Here is a 17,530-nt window from a genome sequence, read left to right as displayed (position 1 = left end):
CTGGCTCGTCGCACAGCGTTACGCTCGCCTGATGCACACCAGGCCCTCTCCCCGCCGCCTCACGGCCACCCTCCTCACGGCCGCCGCCCTCCTCGTGTCCGCCTGCTCCTCCGGGAGCTCGACCGCGTCGGCCGACGGTGCGGTGGACGCGGCGCTGGCCGCGCTGCCGCGTTCGACACCGTCGGCGCTGGCGCCGTACTACGGGCAGCGGCTGCGGTGGCGCAGCTGCGGCGCCCCCGGCTTCCAGTGCGCGACGATGAAGGCCCCGCTGGACTACGCCCGGCCCGGTGCCGGGGACGTCCGGCTGGCGGTCGCCCGCAAGCCGGCCACCGGGAAGGGCAGGCCGCTCGGCTCGCTGCTGGTCAACCCGGGCGGCCCGGGCGGCTCGGCGGTCGACTACCTCCAGAGCTACGCGGGTGTCGGCTACCCGGCCGCGGTCCGCGCCCGCTACGACATGGTCGCGATGGACCCGCGGGGTGTCGCCCGCAGCGAGCCGGTGAAGTGTCTCGACGGCCGTCAGATGGACGCGTACACACAGACGGACCTGACGCCGGACGACGCGAAGGAGGAGAACGCGCTGGTCGCGGCGGACCGGAGGTTCGCGGAGAGCTGCGGGGCGCACTCGGCGCGGCTGCTGCGGCACGTCTCCACCATCGAGGCGGCCCGGGACATGGACATCCTGCGGGCGGTGCTGGGTGACCGGAAGCTGGACTACGTGGGGGCCTCGTACGGCACCTTCCTCGGGGCGACGTACGCCGGGCTGTTCCCGCAGCGGGTCGGCCGTATGGTCCTGGACGGCGCGATGGACCCCTCTCTGGACGCCCGCAGGCTGAACCTGGACCAGACGGCCGGCTTCGAGACGGCGTTCCAGGCGTTCGCGAAGGACTGCGTCAGGCACGCGGACTGCCCGCTCGGCGGCAGGGGGACGACACCCGCGCAGGTCGGCGCCCACCTCACCGCGTTCTTCCGCAGGCTGGACGCCCACCCCGTCCCGGCGGGCGATGCGGACGGCCGCAGGCTCGGCGAGTCGCCGGCCACCACCGGCGTGATCGCGGCGATGTACGACCAGGGGTCGTGGGAGCAGCTGCGCGAGGCGCTGAACTCGGCGATGAAGGAGAACGACGGCGCGGGCCTGCTCGTGCTCTCCGACAGCTACTACGAGCGCGACGCGCAGGGCCGGTACAGCAATCTGATGCCGGCCAACGCCGCCGTGAACTGCCTGGACCTGCCGCCCGCCTTCACCGGCGCCGGCCGGGTGCGCCAGGCGCTGCCCGCGTTCGAGAAGGCGTCCCCGGTGTTCGGCGCCGGTCTGGCCTGGGCCTCGCTGAACTGCGCGTACTGGCCGGTGCGGGCCACGGGCGAACCGCACCGCATCGCGGCGAAGGGCGCGGCACCGATCGTGGTGGTCGGCACCACCCGGGACCCGGCGACGCCCTATCGCTGGGCGCGGTCCCTGTCCCGCCAGCTCTCCTCGGGGCGTCTGCTGACGTACGTCGGTGACGGGCACACCGCCTACGGCCGCGGCAGCGCGTGCATCGACACGGCGATCGACACGTACCTGCTGCACGGCACCCCGCCGGCGGCCGGGAAGCGCTGCTCGTAGCCCGGTCCGCCCGCCCCCGGACCCCTGCGGTCCGGGGGCGGGTACGAAGCACCCCCGGATACTGTGTAGACTTACCGACGTTGCCGACCGCACCATGGTGTGGGCAGCACGCCGCTTTAGCTCAGATGGCCAGAGCAACGCACTCGTAATGCGTAGGTCTCGGGTTCGAATCCCGAAAGCGGCTCCACTGGGACCCCAGATCAGGTAGATCCTGAGCTGGGGTTCTGTCGTTCACGGCATCCGTTCGGAGAACCACCCGAGTTCACGGCGTTCATGCCGTTCAGCAGTGATCACTAGCATTACTCGAGTTGAGCGCGACGGTCTCGCGTCATTCTGCTGCTTGGTTCGAGACTAGTGAGGCGCATATGGATAAAGCAGTAGAAAGGGCGATCGAGTACATTCGGCGGCGTTACGGTGAGCCACTGACTCTCGCGGAAATCGCCGACAGCGCACTGCTCAGCCGTTTCTATTTCACGCGGCTGTTCAAGGAGGAGACCGGACTCACGCCCGGAAGATTCCTCGCCGCCATCCGCATTCATCAGGCCAAACGGCTCATCGAGACCACCTCGATGAGCATCACCGACGTCTCCTTCGCGGTGGGATACAACAGCGTCGGTTCCTTCACCAATTCCTTCACGGCCAGTGTCGGGGTGTCGCCCAGCCGCTTCCGCAGGCTGGCGCGGGAGGGCGGGGAGGGTCTGCCGGGGCCGGAGCCGAGCGCCTGGACGGGGTTCGGCACGGTCGCGGGCACGATCAGCCTGCCGGAGGGCCACGGGAACGCCCAGGTGTACCTGGGGGCCTTCCCCACGCCCATCGTGCAGCACCCGTCCGTCGCCGCGGTCGTCGTCGACGTACCGAGCGGCCGTCCGTCCTGTTACTCGCTGCAGGACGTCCCTGAGGGGAGCTGGTACCTGCTCGCGGTGGCGGTGGCCGACGGCATCGGGCCGGACCGGCGGTCCGGACGGACCTCGCTGGTCGGCGGGCACGGTGTGGCCACCGTGGCCGTGGCCGCCGACACCGTCACCAGCGCGGCGGTGCGGTTGCGCCCGAGCCGGCTGTCCGACCCGCCGGTCCTGCTCGCACTGCCCGAGCTCGAACCCCCGGCCACCGTGGTGGGCCACCCGGGGTGTGCCTCCGTGAACCCGGTTCCGGCTCCCGCCGGACGGCGCCGGGCCGCGGGACACCTCAGGGTGGCGTCCGCGGCACCGGCGCCGTCACGGTGAGGGCGGGGGGTCACGGCACCATGTCCTGCTTGGCCTTGAGCCGTTCGGCGAGCAGGCCCCACTCCCGGGCGATGCGCTCGGCGATCGGGGCGACGACGCCGAGCCAGTGCGAGGGCACCGCGTCGACCAGCTCACGCCACTCCTCGTCGGGGTCGGTGGCGTGCAGCTGCATCCAGCGGAGGAACTCCCTGCCGCCCGCGTTGTAGCGGATGGCGGGGTCGGTGGCCATCTTGGCCGCGACCGTCGCCCACGAGGGCGGCGCGTCGGTGTGGTTCCGGCGGTGCACGGGCGCACCGTCGGGGCTGGGCGCCACCCGCAGCGGCACCCGGGGCCCGCCGCCGGACACCAGGGCGGCGGGCCTCGCCGTGTCGTCGGCCGGCCGTACCGGGTGCCCGGCGTGCATGGGCCGGACGGGCGCCATGGGCTGCACGGGCGTCATGGGCTGCACGGGCTGCAGCGGCTGGGGTTGGGCGGCGGGCCTGCGGCGCCCGTCCCGCTCGGGGCTGTCGCCGCGCCGCAGCCGTGCGCTCACGTCGTGCACCGTGCCGAGGGACACGTCGGTCTCCCGGGCGACCTGGCGCAGCGGGGCGTTCGGATGCGCGGTGATGTACTCGGCGGCGCGCCGCCTGCCCTCGGCCGCGTCCACCGGGCGCCGTCGGCCGTCCCGGCCGATGCGCTTGCCGTCGAGGGGCACGTCCGCCGACCGGTCGCGCAGCGACGCGATCGTCTTCGCGCTCAGCCCCGTGATCCCGGCGATGGCCCGGTCGGACCAGTCCGGGTGCGAGGTGAGGACCCGCCGGGCGCCGGACACGCGGTCGGACTTCGACAGCGGCAGGCCGTGCGAGCCGTTCGCCTTCATGCCGATGACGAGCGCCTCGGAGTCGGAGCAGTCGAGGAAGCGCGCCTTGATGCTGGTGTCGCCCCGCAGCCGGGCCGCCTCCACCCGGTGCAGGCCGTCGATGACGCGGTACCCGTCCATCTGGACGAGAATGGGCGGCAGTTCCGCCGTGCCCGCCGCATCTATGAGAAGTTGGATGTGAGCGGAGTCCGTTCCGCCCTGGCGCAGGGCTACTCCGGTCGACAGCGCGTTGATGGGGACATCGCGTGCCGGCAGTTTCTCGAAGTTCTTCAGGTCGAATTCGCTGCGCGCCGAGGAATCGGCGATCTCCGTCCTGACGGAGCTGAATGCACTCGTTATCAAGACGGCTTGCCCGTTGCTCTGAGCCATTCCGTTCACTCCCTCTCTGCTGCCGCTCATCACGAGGGTGGCAAGAGGGTCTTTAGCTGCAGTCGAGGGCAGGTTGACGCTCTCTGGAAACACGTCCGCGGGTGCCCGCCGGTCGGCGGACACCCGCGGGTGGGTGCCGAGGTCAGGCGTCCCTGCGGCGCAGCAGCGCCGCCGCGACGACCAGCAGGACGGCCGTCCAGAGCGCGAGCACCCCGAGGCCCTGCCACGGCCCCAGCACGTCGCCCGCGCGCGAGTGCTGCTGGGTGATGAGGTAGCCGGCCTCCGTGGGGAGGTAGCTGTGGATGTGCTTGCCCACGCTGCCGGGCAGCATGCGGGCCATCGGCTCCAGCACCAGGACGAAGCCGATGACGCCGGTGATGCTCGCCGCCGTGTGCCGGATGATCGCACCGATCGCGAGTGCGAACAGGCCGAGCAGCGCCAGGTAGAGGCCGCAGCCGAAGACGGCGCGCAGGACGCCGGTGTCGCCGAGCGAGACCGGCGCCTTGCCGTGCAGGATCGGCGCGCCGATGAAGAACGACGCGAACGAGGTCACCTCGCCCACCACCAGGACGACGAGCCCGAAGACGGCGCCCTTGGCCGCAAGCACCGGCACCCGCCGGGGCACCGCGAGCAGGCTGGCCCGGATCATGCCGGTGGAGTACTCGGAGGCGATGACCATCACGCCCAGCACGCAGACGGCGAGCTGGCTGAGCAGGATGCCACTGCCGAGGATGGTGCCGGTCGGGTCGAGCCTCATCTCGGCCTGCTGCGAGGCGCTGCTCTTGTCCCAGTTGGCGACACCCATCTCCATGAACACCACGGTGAAGATCAGGGTGAGCACGATCAGGATGGCGAGCGACCAGACGGTGGAGCGGACGGAGCGGATCTTCGTCCACTCCGAGAGCATCAGCCGGCTGAAGCCGGCCTTTCGCTCGTCGGCGACGGGTGCGGTCGCGGGGGCGGATGCGGTCACGGCGGTCACTTCACACCTCCGGCGGTGGGCACGTCGGTGTCGTACTCGACGGCGTCCTTGGTCAGTTCCATGAAGGCTTCCTCCAGCGATCCGCGGCGGGTCGCCAGCTCGTGCAGCACCAGGCCGCCGGCGGCGGCGAGTTCGGCGATGCGGGGCGCCTCGAGCCCGGTGACGTCCAGGTCGCCGTCCTCCGCGTCGGTGACGGTGGCGCCCTCGGCCCGCAGCAGCTCGGCGAGCTGCTCCCGGTCGGGGGTCTTCACCAGGACGCTCTGCTCGGTGCTGCGCTCGATGAACTCCTCGGTGGAGCAGTCGGCGACCAGCCGGCCGCGGCCGATGACGATGAGGTGCTCGGCGGTGACGGCCATCTCGTTCATCAGGTGGCTGGAGACGAAGACGGCGCGGCCCTCGGCCGCGAGCGACTTCATCAGGTTCCGGATCCAGAGGATGCCCTCGGGGTCGAGGCCGTTGACCGGTTCGTCCAGGATCAGCGCCGCGGGGTCGCCGAGCAGCGCGGCGGCGATGCCCAGCCGCTGACCCATGCCGAGCGAGAAGCCGCCCGCCCGCTTGCGGGCCACCGACCCGAGACCGACCTGCTCGATGACCTCCTCCACCCGGCGCTTGCCGATGCCCTGGGTCTGGGCGAGGCAGAGCAGGTGGTCGTAGGCGCTGCGGCCGGTGTGCACGGCGCGGGCCTCCAGCAGCGCGCCGACCACCCGCAGGGGCCGCGAAAGCTCCTGGTAGTGCACGCCGTTGATGGTGGCCTCGCCGCTGTCGGGCCGGTCGAGCCCCAGCAACAGCCGCATGGTGGTGGACTTGCCCGCCCCGTTGGGGCCCAGGAAGCCGGTGACCCGGCCGGGCTCGACGGTGAACGACAGGTCGTTCACGGCGGTCTTGTCACCGTAGCGTTTCGTGAGGTTCTTGGCCTCGATCATGGTCACCTCGGTTGAATGGGCTGCAAGGGATTACGGGCATAAAATGCTTCCCGCCTGTGGTACCAGGAGTGCGATTCCGTTCAACAGGCCTGGTCGGCCCCGTTATGAACGTTGGCCTCCACTTCGCGCCCATGGCTAATTTTGACGACGATGACGGTCCGCGGAAGCGGTTGTTTCATCTGCGCATTGTCCTCAGTTGAACCCGGACCCATGAGGGTGGTCATGAATTCAGTCGTGAATGACCCGGCGAGCGCCGGGCGTCCGGTGGTCGGGATCTGCGCGCGGACCGCGCCGGTCACGCTGCAGGGCAGCGACATGGTCGTCAGCCTGGCGCTGCAGACGCACGTGGCCTACCTGGCCGCGGCGGGCTGCACGCCCCTGCTGCTGCCGCTGCTGCCCGGCGTCGAACGCCTGGCGGACCGGCTCGACGGCCTGCTGGTGCCGGGCGGCCCCGACCTGGATCCTGAGCTGTACGGCGCGGAACCGCACCCGGTGACCCGGGCGATGACCCCGGACGCCGACCGGGTCGAACTGACTCTGGTACGCACGGCACTTGAGGCCCGACTGCCCGTGCTGGCCATCTGCCGCGGCATGCAGCTGCTCAACGTGCTGCACGGCGGCGGCCTGCACCAGCACCTGCCGGACGTCACGGGCCACGACGGCCACCGCCCGGGGACGCCCACCTTCACGCTCGGCCGTCACCGGCTGAAGCTGGAGCCGGGCAGCCGGATCGCCGGCGTCCTCGACGAGGAAGAGCCGGAGACGGCCTGCCACCACCACCAGGCCGTCGACCGGCTCGGCGCCGGCCTGACCGCCACCGGCTGGGCCCAGGACGGCACCGTCGAGGTCGTCGAAGTCACCGGGCACCCCTTTGCGATCGGCGTTCAATGGGAGGCGGGACAAACGGCCGACAAACGACTTCATGAAGCACTCGCCCGAGCCGCCGGAGCTCCGGATATCGGTTAACCGGTGGAATTCGCATTAGTTGAGAAAAGACTGCCCGTGCGGGCAAGCTGATCCCGATCCCGATCGAAGGAGAATTACCGATGTCGCCGCGGATGCCTAACCCGTCGCTGGTCGTTCCCGATGTTCTGCCGCCCATGCGCGAGCTGGTCAAGGCCATCAACAACGTTGGTGTGCCGTTGCAGACGCTGGTGCTCATCCACCTGCGGGTGAGCCAGATCAACGGCCGTCCGGTCCAGATCCCCGTGAAGAAGCGCGAGTTCGAGGAGGCCGGCGAAGAGGACTTCCGCCTGCCGCTGGTGGAGGCCTGGCGGGAGCAGACCTGCTTCACCGACGCCGAGCGCTCCGTACTGGCGCTGGCCGAGGCCGCCACGCGCATCAACGACCAGGAGGACCCGGTCCCGGACGACGTCTGGAACGAGGCCGCCAAGCACTGGAACCAGACGGAGCTGGGCGCCATCGTCCTGCACATCGGTCTGGTCAACCTGTGGAACCGCGTCAACGTCGCCACCAAGCAGGAGCCGGTGGACTGGCGCATCAACCCCAAGAAGTGGACCCCGATGACCACTCGGCTCGCCGCGAGCCGGTAACTCCCTTCGCATTCAGGCCCTGTCCGGTGGAACCTCCACCGGACAGGGCCTGAATTGTTTTCGCATTCGGTTGTCGGACTCGGTTCTCCGAGTGGTTCGAGCGGTTCAGACGCTTCTCGCGGCGGCGCCGGTGTTGAGGACCGCGAGCAGGCTGCGGGCCTGGACGTTGACGTAGCGGGTGTGTCCGGCGAGCCAGTTGAGCTGGCCCGGGGTGGCCCACTGGAACCCCGGGGGCGCCTGGGCCGGCGTCGTCTCCTCGTCGGTCTCGACGATCATGTAGCGGCTCTCGGCGTTGAGGAACCGGCCGCCCTCCTCGGAGTGGACCGCCGAGTAGCGGATGCGGTCGGGGGAGGCGTTCAGCATCAGGTCGAGGAACGGCGGGCGCTGCCCGGCCGGCAGGTGGGCGTAGTTCTCCGGCACGTACTGCACGGTCGGCGCCAGCTCCGCGGTGTCGAGGAAGCCGCCCTCCACGCGCGCGTGCACGAGGACGTGCGGGACGCCGTCGAAGACGCGGTGGGCGAAGGCCACGAGTCCGGGGCCCACCGGCTCGACGATCGGCTGGGTCCAGCCGGCCACCTCGCGGCCGGCGCCCTCCACGGAGACCGCCACCACCCGGAAGAACCGGTCGTCCTCGCGGCGGACGGAGTAGTCGTCGCGCCGCCACCCGGCGATCTCCCGCAGCGGCATGCGGCGGGTGCGGATGTCGTGGTGGGCGCGCTGGCCCGTGAACCAGGCCAGCAGATCGGCGTCGCAGGACAGCGCACCGGGCTCGGGCGGGGCCGTAGGGGCGCTCGCCAGCACGGTGCGCGCATCCATGTTCACCACGTTGTCCTGGTGCAGCAGCGCCACGATCTGCCCGAGGGTGAGCCAGCGGAAATCGTCGTCGACGGGTACGTCGCCCTCCGCCTCGACGATCATGTTGCGGTTGCGCTTCTGGTAGAACCAGGCGCCGTGCTCGGACTGCAGGACGTCCGTGAGCACCCGGTCCCGGTCCGGGTCGAGGAAGTGCTCCAGGTACTTCACCGCCGCCCCGCCGTGGGCCTTGGTGTAGTTGCTGCGGGTGGCCTGCACGGTGGGCGAGAGCTGCACCAGGTTGGGGTTGCCGGGCTCCATCTTGGCCTGCATCAGGAAGTGCAGGACGCCGTCGAACTCCTTGGCCAGGATGCCGAGGATGCCGATCTCCGGCTGGACGATGATGGGCTGCTGCCACTGCGTCCCGGGCCGCTCCACGTGCAGCCCCTCGATGGTGAAGAACCGTCCGCTGCTGTGCTGCAGGTCGCCGGTCTCCGGCGCGAACGACCAGTGGTCGAGCTCGGCGAACGGGATCCGCCGGACCGCCGTCCCGCAGGACAGCCGGTGGAACTCCAGCCAGGCCCGTACGTCGGCCGTCGCGATGTGGACGCCCTCGGCCGTCGCGGCGGACAGGGCCATCCGCTCGGATATCCCGGACCGGGTCCGCGGAACCAACAGCTGTGTGCTCACGGCCGGCCTCCGCTCTCCTTGACCGGCTTCCACCACTGCGGGTTGTCCCGGTACCAGGCGACGGTGTCCGCCAGTCCGCGGTCGAACGGGGTGAGCGGCCGGTGGCCGAGTTCCTGCTCGATCTTCGTCTGGTCCAGCGCGTAGCGCCGGTCGTGCGCCTTGCGGTCGGTGACGTGCTGGACGAGGTCCGGGTCCGCCCCGCACAGCTCGACGAGCCGGTGGGCCAGCGTGAGGTTCGGTACGGCCGTGCCGGCGCCGATGTTGTAGGCCTCGCCCGCCCGGCCCGCGGTGAGCACCCGGTGCACGGCCCGGCAGTGGTCGTCGACGTGCAGCCACTCGCGGATCTGCTGCCCGTCCCCGTAGACCGGGATCGGGCGGCCCTGCAGCAGGTTGGTGACGGCGAGCGGGATGAACTTCTCGGGGTGCTGGTAGGGCCCGTAGTTGTTGGAGCAGCGGGTGACCGAGACATCGAGCCGGTGGGTGCGGAAGTAGGCCAGGGCGACGAGGTCCGAGGCGGCCTTGGAGGCGGCGTACGGGGAGTTGGGCAGGAGGGGGGACTCCTCGGTCCAGTAGCCCTCGGGGATGGAGCCGTACACCTCGTCGGTCGAGATGTGCACCACCCGCTCCACGCGGGCCGTCAGACACGCCTCGAGCACCGCCTGCGTGCCCTCCACGTTGGTGCGGACGAACGCGGCGCCGCTCTCGATCGAACGGTCCACATGGCTCTCGGCCGCGAAGTGCACGACCGCGTCCTGGCCGTCCAGCACCGTGCGCAGCAGCTCGCGGTCGAGGATGTCGCCCCGAACGAAGGTGAGGCGCGGGTGGGAGGCGGGGAGGTTGTCCCGGTTGCCCGCGTACGTCAGCCGGTCGAGCACCGTGACGTGCGCGTCCTCGTAACCCTCGAATCCCCCCTCGAGCATGGTCCGTACGTAGTGCGAGCCGATGAACCCGGCTCCGCCGGTGACGAGGATTCTCATGAGATCACATCGCAGTCGCAAATCCACGGTCGAAGCATCTGCCTGCCCTTTTCGATGAGGGGGATGAATACCGTGGAATTCACGCTAGAGAGCCGCCCGATCCGGGGGCACCTCTCAGATTGCCGGTCGGCATGCGTTCGAGTGAGAGGCCGGCCGGCGGTCTGCGGGACGGGGACCCTCCTCGCCCGGCCCGGCCGACGACTTCCGGCCACCACGGCCGAGCCCCTCGCGAGTCGGACTCGACCAGAACTCGAGGGGGACCCGAGGCGGTTCGAGGGCGGCCCGAGAGGGGCTCGAGGGGGATTCGAGGCGGCTTCGAGTGCGATGCGACCGCGACTCGACCGGAATTCGAGGGGGGTGCGAAGGGGATTCGAGGGGGATAGGAGGAGGATTCGAGAAGGATCCGTGCGGGATCCGTGGGGGGTGTGCGGGGGGAAATGGGGATCCCGGAGTCCTTGGACGCTCAGCGGTCCTGCAGCAGGCCGAGGACATTGCCGTCGGTGTCGATGACCGTGGCCACCAGGCGCCCGCCGCCGACGTCGGCCGCCGGGTCCTTCACCGTGGCGCCCGCGGCGGTCACCTCGGCGAGCTTCGCCTCGATGTCGGGCACGTGCCAGTAGACGACCGGCGTGGCCATGCCCTGCGTACCCGCTCCCGGCACCAGCCCGATGTGCTGTCCCGCGACGTCGAAGCCGACGTAGAAGGGCTCGTCGGTCTGCGGTTCGACGCCGAGCAGGGCGGCGTACACCTTCTTGGCCGAGGCCAGGTCCGTGACGGGGTGCAGCACGGTCTTGATGCCCTGGGTGGCAGGGTCAGCCATCTTCACTCACTCCTGGGGGTCGGGAACTCGAAATTCATGCTAGGGAATTCCCACGTCACGGCGCTTCTCCGTTCTTGCTCGACTCCAGTGGGGTTCCAGCCATCTTTGACCGGAATCAAAGAGGGACTTGCCAGGGTGCGAGCGGGTTGTATCCAGAAGGGGAATCACGTGAAAAAGCTCGCATTGGTCACATCAGTGATCTTGGCCGGTCTGCTGGGGCCGACCGTCACACCGGTGGCGGCGCAGGACGCGACGGAGGACGCCGCCGACGGCGCCATCAGGCCGGTCGCCGGCAGCATCGCCTGGTCGCCGTGCCCGGACACGGACCCGAACCTCGGGAACCTGCTCAAGGGCCTGGAGTGCGGCTCCATACAGGTGCCGCTCGACTACGGACACCCCGACGGCAAGAAGATCTCCCTGGCGCTGACCAGGGCCAAGCACACCGTCGCCGACGCCGACTACAAGGGTGTCGTGCTGCTCAACCGCGGCCAGTGGCCCGGCGGCATCGGCCGCGACCTGCCCACCCGGTACGCCAAGGGCACGAGCGGGCTGGCGCAGGACGTCGGCGGCGCCTACGACTGGATCGGCTTCGACCCGCGCGGCGTCGGGGCCAGTGAGCCGTCGGTCGTCTGCGACACCGACTACGTCGACCCGGGCTACGCCAAGCCCGACCCCGTGCCCAGCTCGCCCGCGGCCGAGCAGGCGCTGGTGGAGCGGGCCCGCGCGTACGCCAAGAGCTGCGGCGACATCTACGGCGACGAGCTCAAGCACCTCGGCACCAAGGACGCCGCGCGCGACCTCGACCGGATGCGGATCGCCCTCGGACAGGACAAGATCACCTACTTCGGCACCGACTGGGGCACCTACCTGGGCTCGGTCTACGCGTCGATGTACCCGAACCGGGTGCGCCGGATGGTGCTGGACAGCGTGGTGAGCCCCAGCGGCGTCTGGTACCAGGACAATCTCGACAAGAACGTGACCACCGAGCAGAACGCGAAGATCTTCTTCGCCTGGGTCGCCAAGTACGACGCGGTGTACCACCTGGGCACGACCGAGGCCGAGGTCGAGGCGAACTACTACAAGGGTGAGGACGCGCTCCGCCGGTTGCCCGTCGACGGCAAGATCGGCCCGGCGGAGTGGGCGGACGTCTTCGAGCCGGTCGTCTACCGCAGCTGGACCTGGACCTCCCGCGCGAAGGTGCTCTCCGACTGGGTGGTGCAGGGCGACCCGGCGTCGCTGCGGGCCACCTTCACGGTCCCGGGCTGGCCGCACCAGAACAGGCAGGCGGCGAACAACGCGGACCAGTGCCGCGACGCCTCCTGGCCGCGGGACTGGTCCACCTGGCACGCGGACTACTCCCGTCAGTACGCCGCCGGCAACCACTTCCTGACCTGGACGAACGCCTGGTACAGCGCTCCGTGCGCCTTCTGGCCGGTGGCCGCCAAGACCCCGCCGAAGGTCGGCGACAAGTCGGTCGACGTCCTTCTGGTGCAGCCGGAGTTCGACACCGCGCACGGTGTCAAGGGCGCCTACGAGACGCACAAGCTGTTCCCGAACTCCCGGCTCATCCTGGAGAAGGGCGGCCACAACGTCGGGGCCGCGCTGTCGGCGAACAACGACACCTGCCTCAACACCTACGTCGGTGACTTCCTGCGGGACGGCACCCGTCCCGCCTCGCAGGACGGCGTCGACGCCACCTGCCAGGCGCCGGCGGACCCCGTGCCGGCGGCCTGACCGCCGCCCGGCGGCCCCGCATGATTCCCACGCCTCATGCGGGGCCCCCTTTCATCCGGGTCAGTGCGTGACGAGGGCCGCGCCGGTCCCGTGGGTCACGGCCAACTCCTCCAGGACGTGCACCAGTTCGTTGGGGGAGGGCGTGGCCAGCACCTCCGCGCGCAGGCGCTCGGCGTTCGCCCGCAGGCTCCCGTCCTCCAGCAGGCGGACGATCGCCGCACGGACCCCGGGCCCGTCCGCCTCGGCGGGGTTCATGGAGAGCCCGGCCCCGCTGCGTTCCAGGCACTTCAGCTTCAGCGGCACGTCGAAGGCCCGGCTGACCAGCAGTTGGGGGACGCCGTGGCGCAGCGCGCAGCCGAAGGACCAGGCACCGCCGTGATGCACCATGGCCGCGCAGGTCGGCAGGATCTCGGAGAGCGGGACGGACTCCACCAGGCGGGTGTTGGCCGGCACCTGACGCAGCTGCTGCTGCGCCTCGAACGGCAGGGTCAGCACCAGCTCCATCTCCAGGTCGGCCACCGAGTCGAGGATCTCCTGGATCCGTTCGACGGGCAGCAGGTGCTGCACCGGCCCGTCGTTCACCGAGTCGCCGAACGTCATCAGTACGCGCGGTGCCCGCGGCGGCTCGGCGAGCCAGGACGGTACGACGGCCGGCCCGTTGTACGGGACGAACTGCATGGGCAGCGTCGTCGGGCGGGCGTCGGGGCGGAACGCCTCGGGCAGCGGGTCGATGGTGAACTGCCCGCTCACCAGCTCCTCGGAGAACGCGAAGCCGTACTTCTCGGCCCAGCCGGCCAGCCAGTCGCCGAGGAGGTCGACGCGGTCCTGGGGCGGCTGCTGGGCCATGGCGTGCAGGTAGTCGTCCCGCATCCGGGGGTAGACGTCGACCGAGTACAGCACCCGGGCGTGCGCGGCGCCCACCGCGGCTGCGGCCACCGCGCCCGCGAACGCCTTCGCGCCCCAGAGCACCAGGTCGGGCTGCCACTCGCGGGCGAAGGCGACCAGGTCGTCCATCATCGAGTCGTTGGACCGCCGTGCCTGCGGCAGCACCAGGGTGTCGAACAGCCGGGTGACCTGCTCCCAGCCGAGCCGTTCGCGGTCCGGCCGGATGTCGAAGAGCGGGTCGAGCTCGCCCTGCGCGGGGCCCTTGCCGGCCGGCGCGGAACCCTTGGGGCGTCGCCGGTCCCGCTGCGCGCGTTCCTGCGCGCTCTCGCCGGGACCGACGGCGACGCCCGTCAGCCCGGCCCCGGTGACGGAGTCGAGGAGCTGCGGCCAGACGGCCACGCGCACCTCGTGCCCGGCCGTCTGCAGCGACCACGCCAGCGGAACCAGGTTGAACAGATGGGTCTTCCAGGGGAACGGCACGATGAGAACCCGCACGGCAGACTTCCTTAGACATGGGGGGACAGGGGGGTGGCACGGGCGGACGCCGTGAGACGTACCGGCGAGCGCCACGCTTTCCGCTCCCTGCCATCTTGATCAGGAGTCCCGCACAGGTCTTCTCCACGCTTGCCGGGTGTCACCGGTTGCGGCGGTGACCATAAGTGTGGTCAGGACGACCACGAGGGTGCTGGGCACCGGGCCCACCAGGTCGCACAGGGCGCCCATGACCAGGATGGACACCGCCACTCCGGAGGGCAGCAGGGTGGCCCGGAGCGTCACCACCGAAGCGAGTTCCTCGGCTGAGGCCGCGGCCAGCAGCCGGTTGTTGTAGTGGACGTAGGCGACCTCGAACAGCACCAGGAACACCGCGTACAGCGCGAGCGTCGGCGCCGTGCGGCCGACCAGCACCGCGGCCAGCAGGGGCGGCATGGGCAGCAGGGCCCAGGCGGCGGAGGGGAGCCGGTCGAGGTACCGCTGGGCCGGCAGGGCGGCGAGCGATCCGGCGAAGATCGCGACCGCCGAGACCGCGACGAACACGCCGACCAGGCGGGTGCCGCCGCCCAGCACGTGCAGCGGGATCACGGTGACGGCCACGGTGTGGAAGCCCTGCCAGAAGGCCACCAGGAGGAAGCGGGCGAACAGCCGGCGCAGCACCGGGTCGTCGACACGCGGGCGGGCGCCGGCCGGGGAGTCCATCTCGTCCCGGGCGGCCCCGTCGGCGCGTTCGGGCGACGACGGCAACGCCTGGGCGAGGAGCGCGGAGCAGGCCAGCGTGGCCGCGTTGACCGCGAGCAGGCCGCGCAGCGACAGGACCGCACCGGCCGGCCCGACCAGTGCCGCGCCGATGCTGAGCCCGGTCAACTTGCCGATCTCCGCGACGGTGTTGGCCCGGTCCAGGCGGTCCGGCGCGACCGTGCCGCGCAGGACGACCGACGTGGCCGAGCGGGTGATCGCCTCGAAGTACCCGCGGACGACGATGAGCACGGTGGCACCCACGAGCAGCGCGCGGCCCGGCACCAGGAGGGCGACGGCGGTCAGGACCAGGCTCGCCGCCTCGGCCAGCCGGACGAGCCGCTCCGGGGCGGGCCGGGCGAGCAGCCGGTTGAGCGGTGCGGCCAGCAGCAGCGCGGGCAGCCACGGTGCGCTCAGCACGGCTCCGGCGAGCAGCCCCGACCCGGTGACCGAACCCACGTGCGTGGACAGGCTGACCAGGACGAGAAAACTCCCGAGCGTGTTGACGAAAAGCAATATCGGAGTGAAATGGGGCGAGCGGAACCTCGCGATAAAAGATGTCATCCTAACCTCCTCCAGGGCTGGAGAATGTCAGAGATGAACAGATTTCAGCGAGGGTGGAGTCTGTCTATCTTGAACATATGACAGAAGCCATTGAGGGCCGCCCGTGCATCGTGCTCGTGGATGCCTACGCCGCGGTCCGCTCACTCGTACTTGAATTCCGGAAGCAGGGCTGTTCCATCGTCCGTGTGCAAAGCACACACGAGGTGCCGTTCGTCTACCGGACGGCGCCTTTCGTGCCCGACGACTTCCTCGCGAACATCGTGCACGACGGCGACCTGGACACCACCGCCGCCGCGGTCGCGGCCTTCGAGCCGGTCGCGGTGCTCTCCGGCGGTGAGATCGGGGTGGAGCTCGCCGACCTGCTGGCGGAGCGGCTCGGGCTGCCGGGCAACCCGACCGGCCTCAGCGCCGCGCGGCGCGACAAGCACCTGATGGTGGAGACGATCCGCGCCGCCGGGCTGCGCGCGGCCCGGCAGCTGCGGGCCACCGACGCCGACGAGCTGGCCGCCTGGCACCGCGAGCTGGGCGGACGCGTCGTCGTCAAACCGCCGCGCAGCGCGGGCAGCCAGGGGGTCTCCTTCTGCGACACACCGGAGGAGTCGGTCGCGGCCTTCCTCGCCCTCGCCGACGCCGACGACGTCTTCTCGCAGCCCAACAACGGGGCGGTGGTGCAGGAGTACCTGCCGGGCACCGAGTACATGGTGAACACCGTCAGCCGGGACGGCCGCCACCAGGTGTGCGACATCTGGCGGACCGGCCGGGTCAGCCGGAACGGCGTCGTCGACCTCTGCGACGCGCTGTCGCTGATCGACGCGGAGAGCCGGGAGGTCGCACCGCTCACGGCGTACGCGTTCGACGTCCTGGACGCCGTCGGCATCCGGCACGGCCCGGCGCACCTGGAGATCCGGCTGACCCCGGACGGCCCGTGCCTGGTGGAGGTCGGCGCACGGATCGCCGGCGGCGGCATCCCGGCCAGCGCCGGCCTCGGCATCGGCGAGTCGCAGCTGGAGTGGACCGTCGACGCCTTCCTGCGCCCCGAGCGGTTCCACGCCCGGGCCGGAACGCCGTACGCGGTGCGGAAGTACTGCGCGATCTACGGCATGGTCTCGCCGGTGCGGGGCGTGCTCAGCGAGTACCGGGGCATCGAGGAGATCGAGCGGCTGGAGAGCTTCCACGCGCTCGTTCCCCTGGTCAAGCCGGGTCAGGAGATCGCCCGGACGGTCGACGACCTCACCTTCCCGGTCGTCGTGACGCTGCTGCACGACCTCGAGGAAGTCGTGCAGCGCGACCTGAACACGATCCGCCATCTCGACGGCACCGGCTTCTACGTCCTCGACCGCCGGGCCGGCTCCTGAGGGCACCGTTCGACCGCCGCCCCGCCGCAGTCGAACATCACCGGCCGGCGGGGGCGGCGGCCGGCTCCCACCGCAGCCGCGTCCACGCGGGCCGGGGCACCTTGTAGACGAAGCTGACGGCGGTGCGCGGCTCGTCCGGCGTGGTGTTGGGGGCCGAGCGGTGCAGCACCATGCCGTCGAACATCACGGCCGACCCCGGCGCCAGGGGCACGGCGACGGCTTCCCGACCCCGGGGCAGGAGGGCGTCCGGGACGTGCGGCTCGACCGCCTCGGCCATCGGCGGCTCGCCCGGTCCGCGCTCCTTGTCGCCGGAGTGCGGGAACAGCCCGTACCGGTGGGAGCCGGGGAGGAACTCCAGGCAGCCGTTGCGTTCGGTGGCGGGCTCCAGCGCGATCCAGACCGTCAGGATGGCGTGCTCCCCGGGGTCGAAGCCGGGAGGCGCGAAGGCCATGTCCTGGTGCCAGGGCTTCGCCGAGCCCACCACCGCCGGCTTGGCCCACAGGAAGGAGTTCACCAGCGTGCCCGCGGTGCCGGCGACGCGGGCGACCGGCCCGTCGGCCAGCCCCAGCGACTGCTGCACGGCGTCGAACTCGGGCACGTGCCGGTGGATGCTGCCGGCCATCCGCAGCACCCCGGCGAGGGCTTCCTGGTCCTGCTGCCAGGCCGCCCAGCCGCCGATGCCGGCCGCCTCCAGGATGAAGTCACCGTTCGAGACGGTACGGCCGCTCGCGAGCTCCTCGAGCCGGCCCACCGCGGTGCGGAGCCGGGCGAGGGCCTCGTCGTCCGCGACCGCGGGAAGCCGTACGAAGCCGTCCTCCCGCAGGCCGCGGGATTCCATGTCAACCGTCATCTTCTCCCTTTCCGACATGTTCCAGCGCGTCCCTTCATCCATGTTCAAGCGCGCCCATTCTCCTTGTTCAAGTGCGCGCTTTTCGCATGTTCAAGCGCGCGGTTCACGGCCGTTGCCGCGT

At 70.9% G+C, this 17,530-nt stretch carries 15 protein-coding genes and 1 tRNA gene; 7 read left to right on the top strand and 9 right to left on the bottom strand.

All coding sequences use genetic code 11. From position 1 onward, the window contains the following. Nucleotides 1–31: 31 nt before the first annotated feature. The 3 genes from ACIHEJ_RS32200 to ACIHEJ_RS32190 all read left to right on the top strand — a co-directional run bounded on the left by ACIHEJ_RS32200 (nucleotide 32) and on the right by ACIHEJ_RS32190 (nucleotide 2,826). Nucleotides 32–1,603 carry an alpha/beta hydrolase gene (locus tag ACIHEJ_RS32200; RefSeq protein ID WP_400140847.1) on the top strand — a complete coding sequence of 524 codons (1,572 nt, stop codon included), beginning with the start codon at nucleotides 32–34 and terminating at the stop codon, nucleotides 1,601–1,603. Between the two features lie 110 nt (nucleotides 1,604–1,713). Continuing rightward, nucleotides 1,714–1,790: transfer RNA gene (locus ACIHEJ_RS32195), tRNA-Thr, on the top strand. Nucleotides 1,791–1,968: 178 nt separating this feature from the next. Next, a complete protein-coding gene (locus ACIHEJ_RS32190; protein ID WP_400140743.1) occupies nucleotides 1,969–2,826 on the top strand; it encodes a helix-turn-helix domain-containing protein in 858 nt (285 codons plus the stop codon). Between the two features lie 10 nt (nucleotides 2,827–2,836). Here the strand turns inward: ACIHEJ_RS32190 and ACIHEJ_RS32185 are convergent, their stop codons facing one another. From ACIHEJ_RS32185 to ACIHEJ_RS32175, 3 genes are all read right to left on the bottom strand, one after another. After that, the gene (locus tag ACIHEJ_RS32185; RefSeq protein WP_400140741.1) at nucleotides 2,837–4,054 is read right to left on the bottom strand and encodes a ParB N-terminal domain-containing protein; all 1,218 of its coding nucleotides are present in this window, start codon (nucleotides 4,052–4,054) and stop codon (nucleotides 2,837–2,839) included. A 142-nt stretch (nucleotides 4,055–4,196) separates the two neighbouring features. Then, nucleotides 4,197–5,027 carry an ABC transporter permease subunit gene (locus tag ACIHEJ_RS32180; RefSeq protein WP_400140739.1) on the bottom strand — a complete coding sequence of 277 codons (831 nt, stop codon included), beginning with the start codon at nucleotides 5,025–5,027 and terminating at the stop codon, nucleotides 4,197–4,199. A 5-nt stretch (nucleotides 5,028–5,032) separates the two neighbouring features. Continuing rightward, nucleotides 5,033–5,959 (bottom strand): ABC transporter ATP-binding protein, encoded by a 927-nt coding sequence (locus ACIHEJ_RS32175; RefSeq protein WP_400140737.1) that lies wholly within the window; start codon nucleotides 5,957–5,959, stop codon nucleotides 5,033–5,035. Between the two features lie 222 nt (nucleotides 5,960–6,181). Here ACIHEJ_RS32175 and ACIHEJ_RS32170 point away from each other — a divergent pair, with 222 nt between their 5' ends. Both ACIHEJ_RS32170 and ACIHEJ_RS32165 read left to right on the top strand, forming a co-directional pair. Beyond that, nucleotides 6,182–6,925 (top strand): gamma-glutamyl-gamma-aminobutyrate hydrolase family protein, encoded by a 744-nt coding sequence (locus ACIHEJ_RS32170; RefSeq protein WP_400140735.1) that lies wholly within the window; start codon nucleotides 6,182–6,184, stop codon nucleotides 6,923–6,925. 80 nt (nucleotides 6,926–7,005) lie between these two features. After that, nucleotides 7,006–7,512, top strand: coding sequence for a carboxymuconolactone decarboxylase family protein (locus ACIHEJ_RS32165; RefSeq protein WP_366011672.1), 507 nt, complete (start codon nucleotides 7,006–7,008; stop codon nucleotides 7,510–7,512). A 105-nt stretch (nucleotides 7,513–7,617) separates the two neighbouring features. Here the strand turns inward: ACIHEJ_RS32165 and ACIHEJ_RS32160 are convergent, their stop codons facing one another. From ACIHEJ_RS32160 to ACIHEJ_RS32150, 3 genes are all read right to left on the bottom strand, one after another. Further along, nucleotides 7,618–8,943, bottom strand: a complete 1,326-nt coding sequence (locus ACIHEJ_RS32160; protein ID WP_400140845.1) for an NDP-hexose 2,3-dehydratase family protein — start codon at nucleotides 8,941–8,943, stop codon at nucleotides 7,618–7,620. A gap of 47 nt (nucleotides 8,944–8,990) precedes the next feature. Further along, entirely contained in the window at nucleotides 8,991–9,971 is a 981-nt protein-coding gene (rfbB, locus tag ACIHEJ_RS32155; protein ID WP_400140733.1) for a dTDP-glucose 4,6-dehydratase, read from the bottom strand. Between the two features lie 463 nt (nucleotides 9,972–10,434). Beyond that, a complete protein-coding gene (locus tag ACIHEJ_RS32150) occupies nucleotides 10,435–10,791 on the bottom strand; it encodes a VOC family protein (protein ID WP_366011669.1) in 357 nt (118 codons plus the stop codon). 168 nt (nucleotides 10,792–10,959) lie between these two features. On the opposite strand from ACIHEJ_RS32150, the gene ACIHEJ_RS32145 reads away from it, so the two are divergent. After that, complete coding sequence (locus tag ACIHEJ_RS32145) at nucleotides 10,960–12,525, top strand: alpha/beta fold hydrolase (protein WP_400140730.1); 1,566 nt, start codon at nucleotides 10,960–10,962, stop codon at nucleotides 12,523–12,525. Nucleotides 12,526–12,585: 60 nt separating this feature from the next. Here the strand turns inward: ACIHEJ_RS32145 and ACIHEJ_RS32140 are convergent, their stop codons facing one another. Beyond that, entirely contained in the window at nucleotides 12,586–13,905 is a 1,320-nt protein-coding gene (locus ACIHEJ_RS32140; protein WP_400140728.1) for an activator-dependent family glycosyltransferase, read from the bottom strand. 99 nt (nucleotides 13,906–14,004) lie between these two features. Next, nucleotides 14,005–15,156 (bottom strand): MFS transporter, encoded by a 1,152-nt coding sequence (locus ACIHEJ_RS32135; protein ID WP_400140726.1) that lies wholly within the window; start codon nucleotides 15,154–15,156, stop codon nucleotides 14,005–14,007. Between the two features lie 125 nt (nucleotides 15,157–15,281). Between ACIHEJ_RS32135 and ACIHEJ_RS32130 the strand changes: the two genes are divergently transcribed. Further along, entirely contained in the window at nucleotides 15,282–16,559 is a 1,278-nt protein-coding gene (locus ACIHEJ_RS32130) for an ATP-grasp domain-containing protein (protein ID WP_400140724.1), read from the top strand. Nucleotides 16,560–16,596: 37 nt separating this feature from the next. On the opposite strand, the gene ACIHEJ_RS32125 is transcribed toward ACIHEJ_RS32130, so the two are convergent. After that, on the bottom strand, nucleotides 16,597–17,409 hold the full coding sequence (locus ACIHEJ_RS32125; RefSeq protein WP_400140722.1) for a phytanoyl-CoA dioxygenase family protein: 813 nt from the start codon (nucleotides 17,407–17,409) through the stop codon (nucleotides 16,597–16,599). Between the last annotated feature and the right edge of the window lie 121 nt (nucleotides 17,410–17,530).

It is taken from the genome of Streptomyces sp. NPDC052301, assembly GCF_044593395.1.
GTDB lineage: Bacteria > Actinomycetota > Actinomycetes > Streptomycetales > Streptomycetaceae > Streptomyces.
This window is presented reverse-complemented; position numbering and strand designations above follow the sequence as displayed.

What these genes read in the sequence shown, in the direction of transcription:
- ACIHEJ_RS32200 (WP_400140847.1), top strand. Translation starts at nt 32, where the DNA reads ATGCACACCAGGCCCTCTCCCCGCCGCCTCACGGCCACCCTCCTCACG.
- ACIHEJ_RS32190 (WP_400140743.1), top strand. Translation starts at nt 1,969, where the DNA reads ATGGATAAAGCAGTAGAAAGGGCGATCGAGTACATTCGGCGGCGTTAC.
- ACIHEJ_RS32185 (WP_400140741.1), bottom strand. Translation starts at nt 4,054, where the DNA reads ATGGCTCAGAGCAACGGGCAAGCCGTCTTGATAACGAGTGCATTCAGC.
- ACIHEJ_RS32175 (WP_400140737.1), bottom strand. Translation starts at nt 5,959, where the DNA reads ATGATCGAGGCCAAGAACCTCACGAAACGCTACGGTGACAAGACCGCC.
- ACIHEJ_RS32170 (WP_400140735.1), top strand. Translation starts at nt 6,182, where the DNA reads ATGAATTCAGTCGTGAATGACCCGGCGAGCGCCGGGCGTCCGGTGGTC.
- ACIHEJ_RS32165 (WP_366011672.1), top strand. Translation starts at nt 7,006, where the DNA reads ATGTCGCCGCGGATGCCTAACCCGTCGCTGGTCGTTCCCGATGTTCTG.
- ACIHEJ_RS32160 (WP_400140845.1), bottom strand. Translation starts at nt 8,943, where the DNA reads ATGGCCCTGTCCGCCGCGACGGCCGAGGGCGTCCACATCGCGACGGCC.
- rfbB (WP_400140733.1), bottom strand. Translation starts at nt 9,971, where the DNA reads ATGAGAATCCTCGTCACCGGCGGAGCCGGGTTCATCGGCTCGCACTAC.
- ACIHEJ_RS32150 (WP_366011669.1), bottom strand. Translation starts at nt 10,791, where the DNA reads ATGGCTGACCCTGCCACCCAGGGCATCAAGACCGTGCTGCACCCCGTC.
- ACIHEJ_RS32130 (WP_400140724.1), top strand. Translation starts at nt 15,282, where the DNA reads ATGACAGAAGCCATTGAGGGCCGCCCGTGCATCGTGCTCGTGGATGCC.
- ACIHEJ_RS32125 (WP_400140722.1), bottom strand. Translation starts at nt 17,409, where the DNA reads ATGACGGTTGACATGGAATCCCGCGGCCTGCGGGAGGACGGCTTCGTA.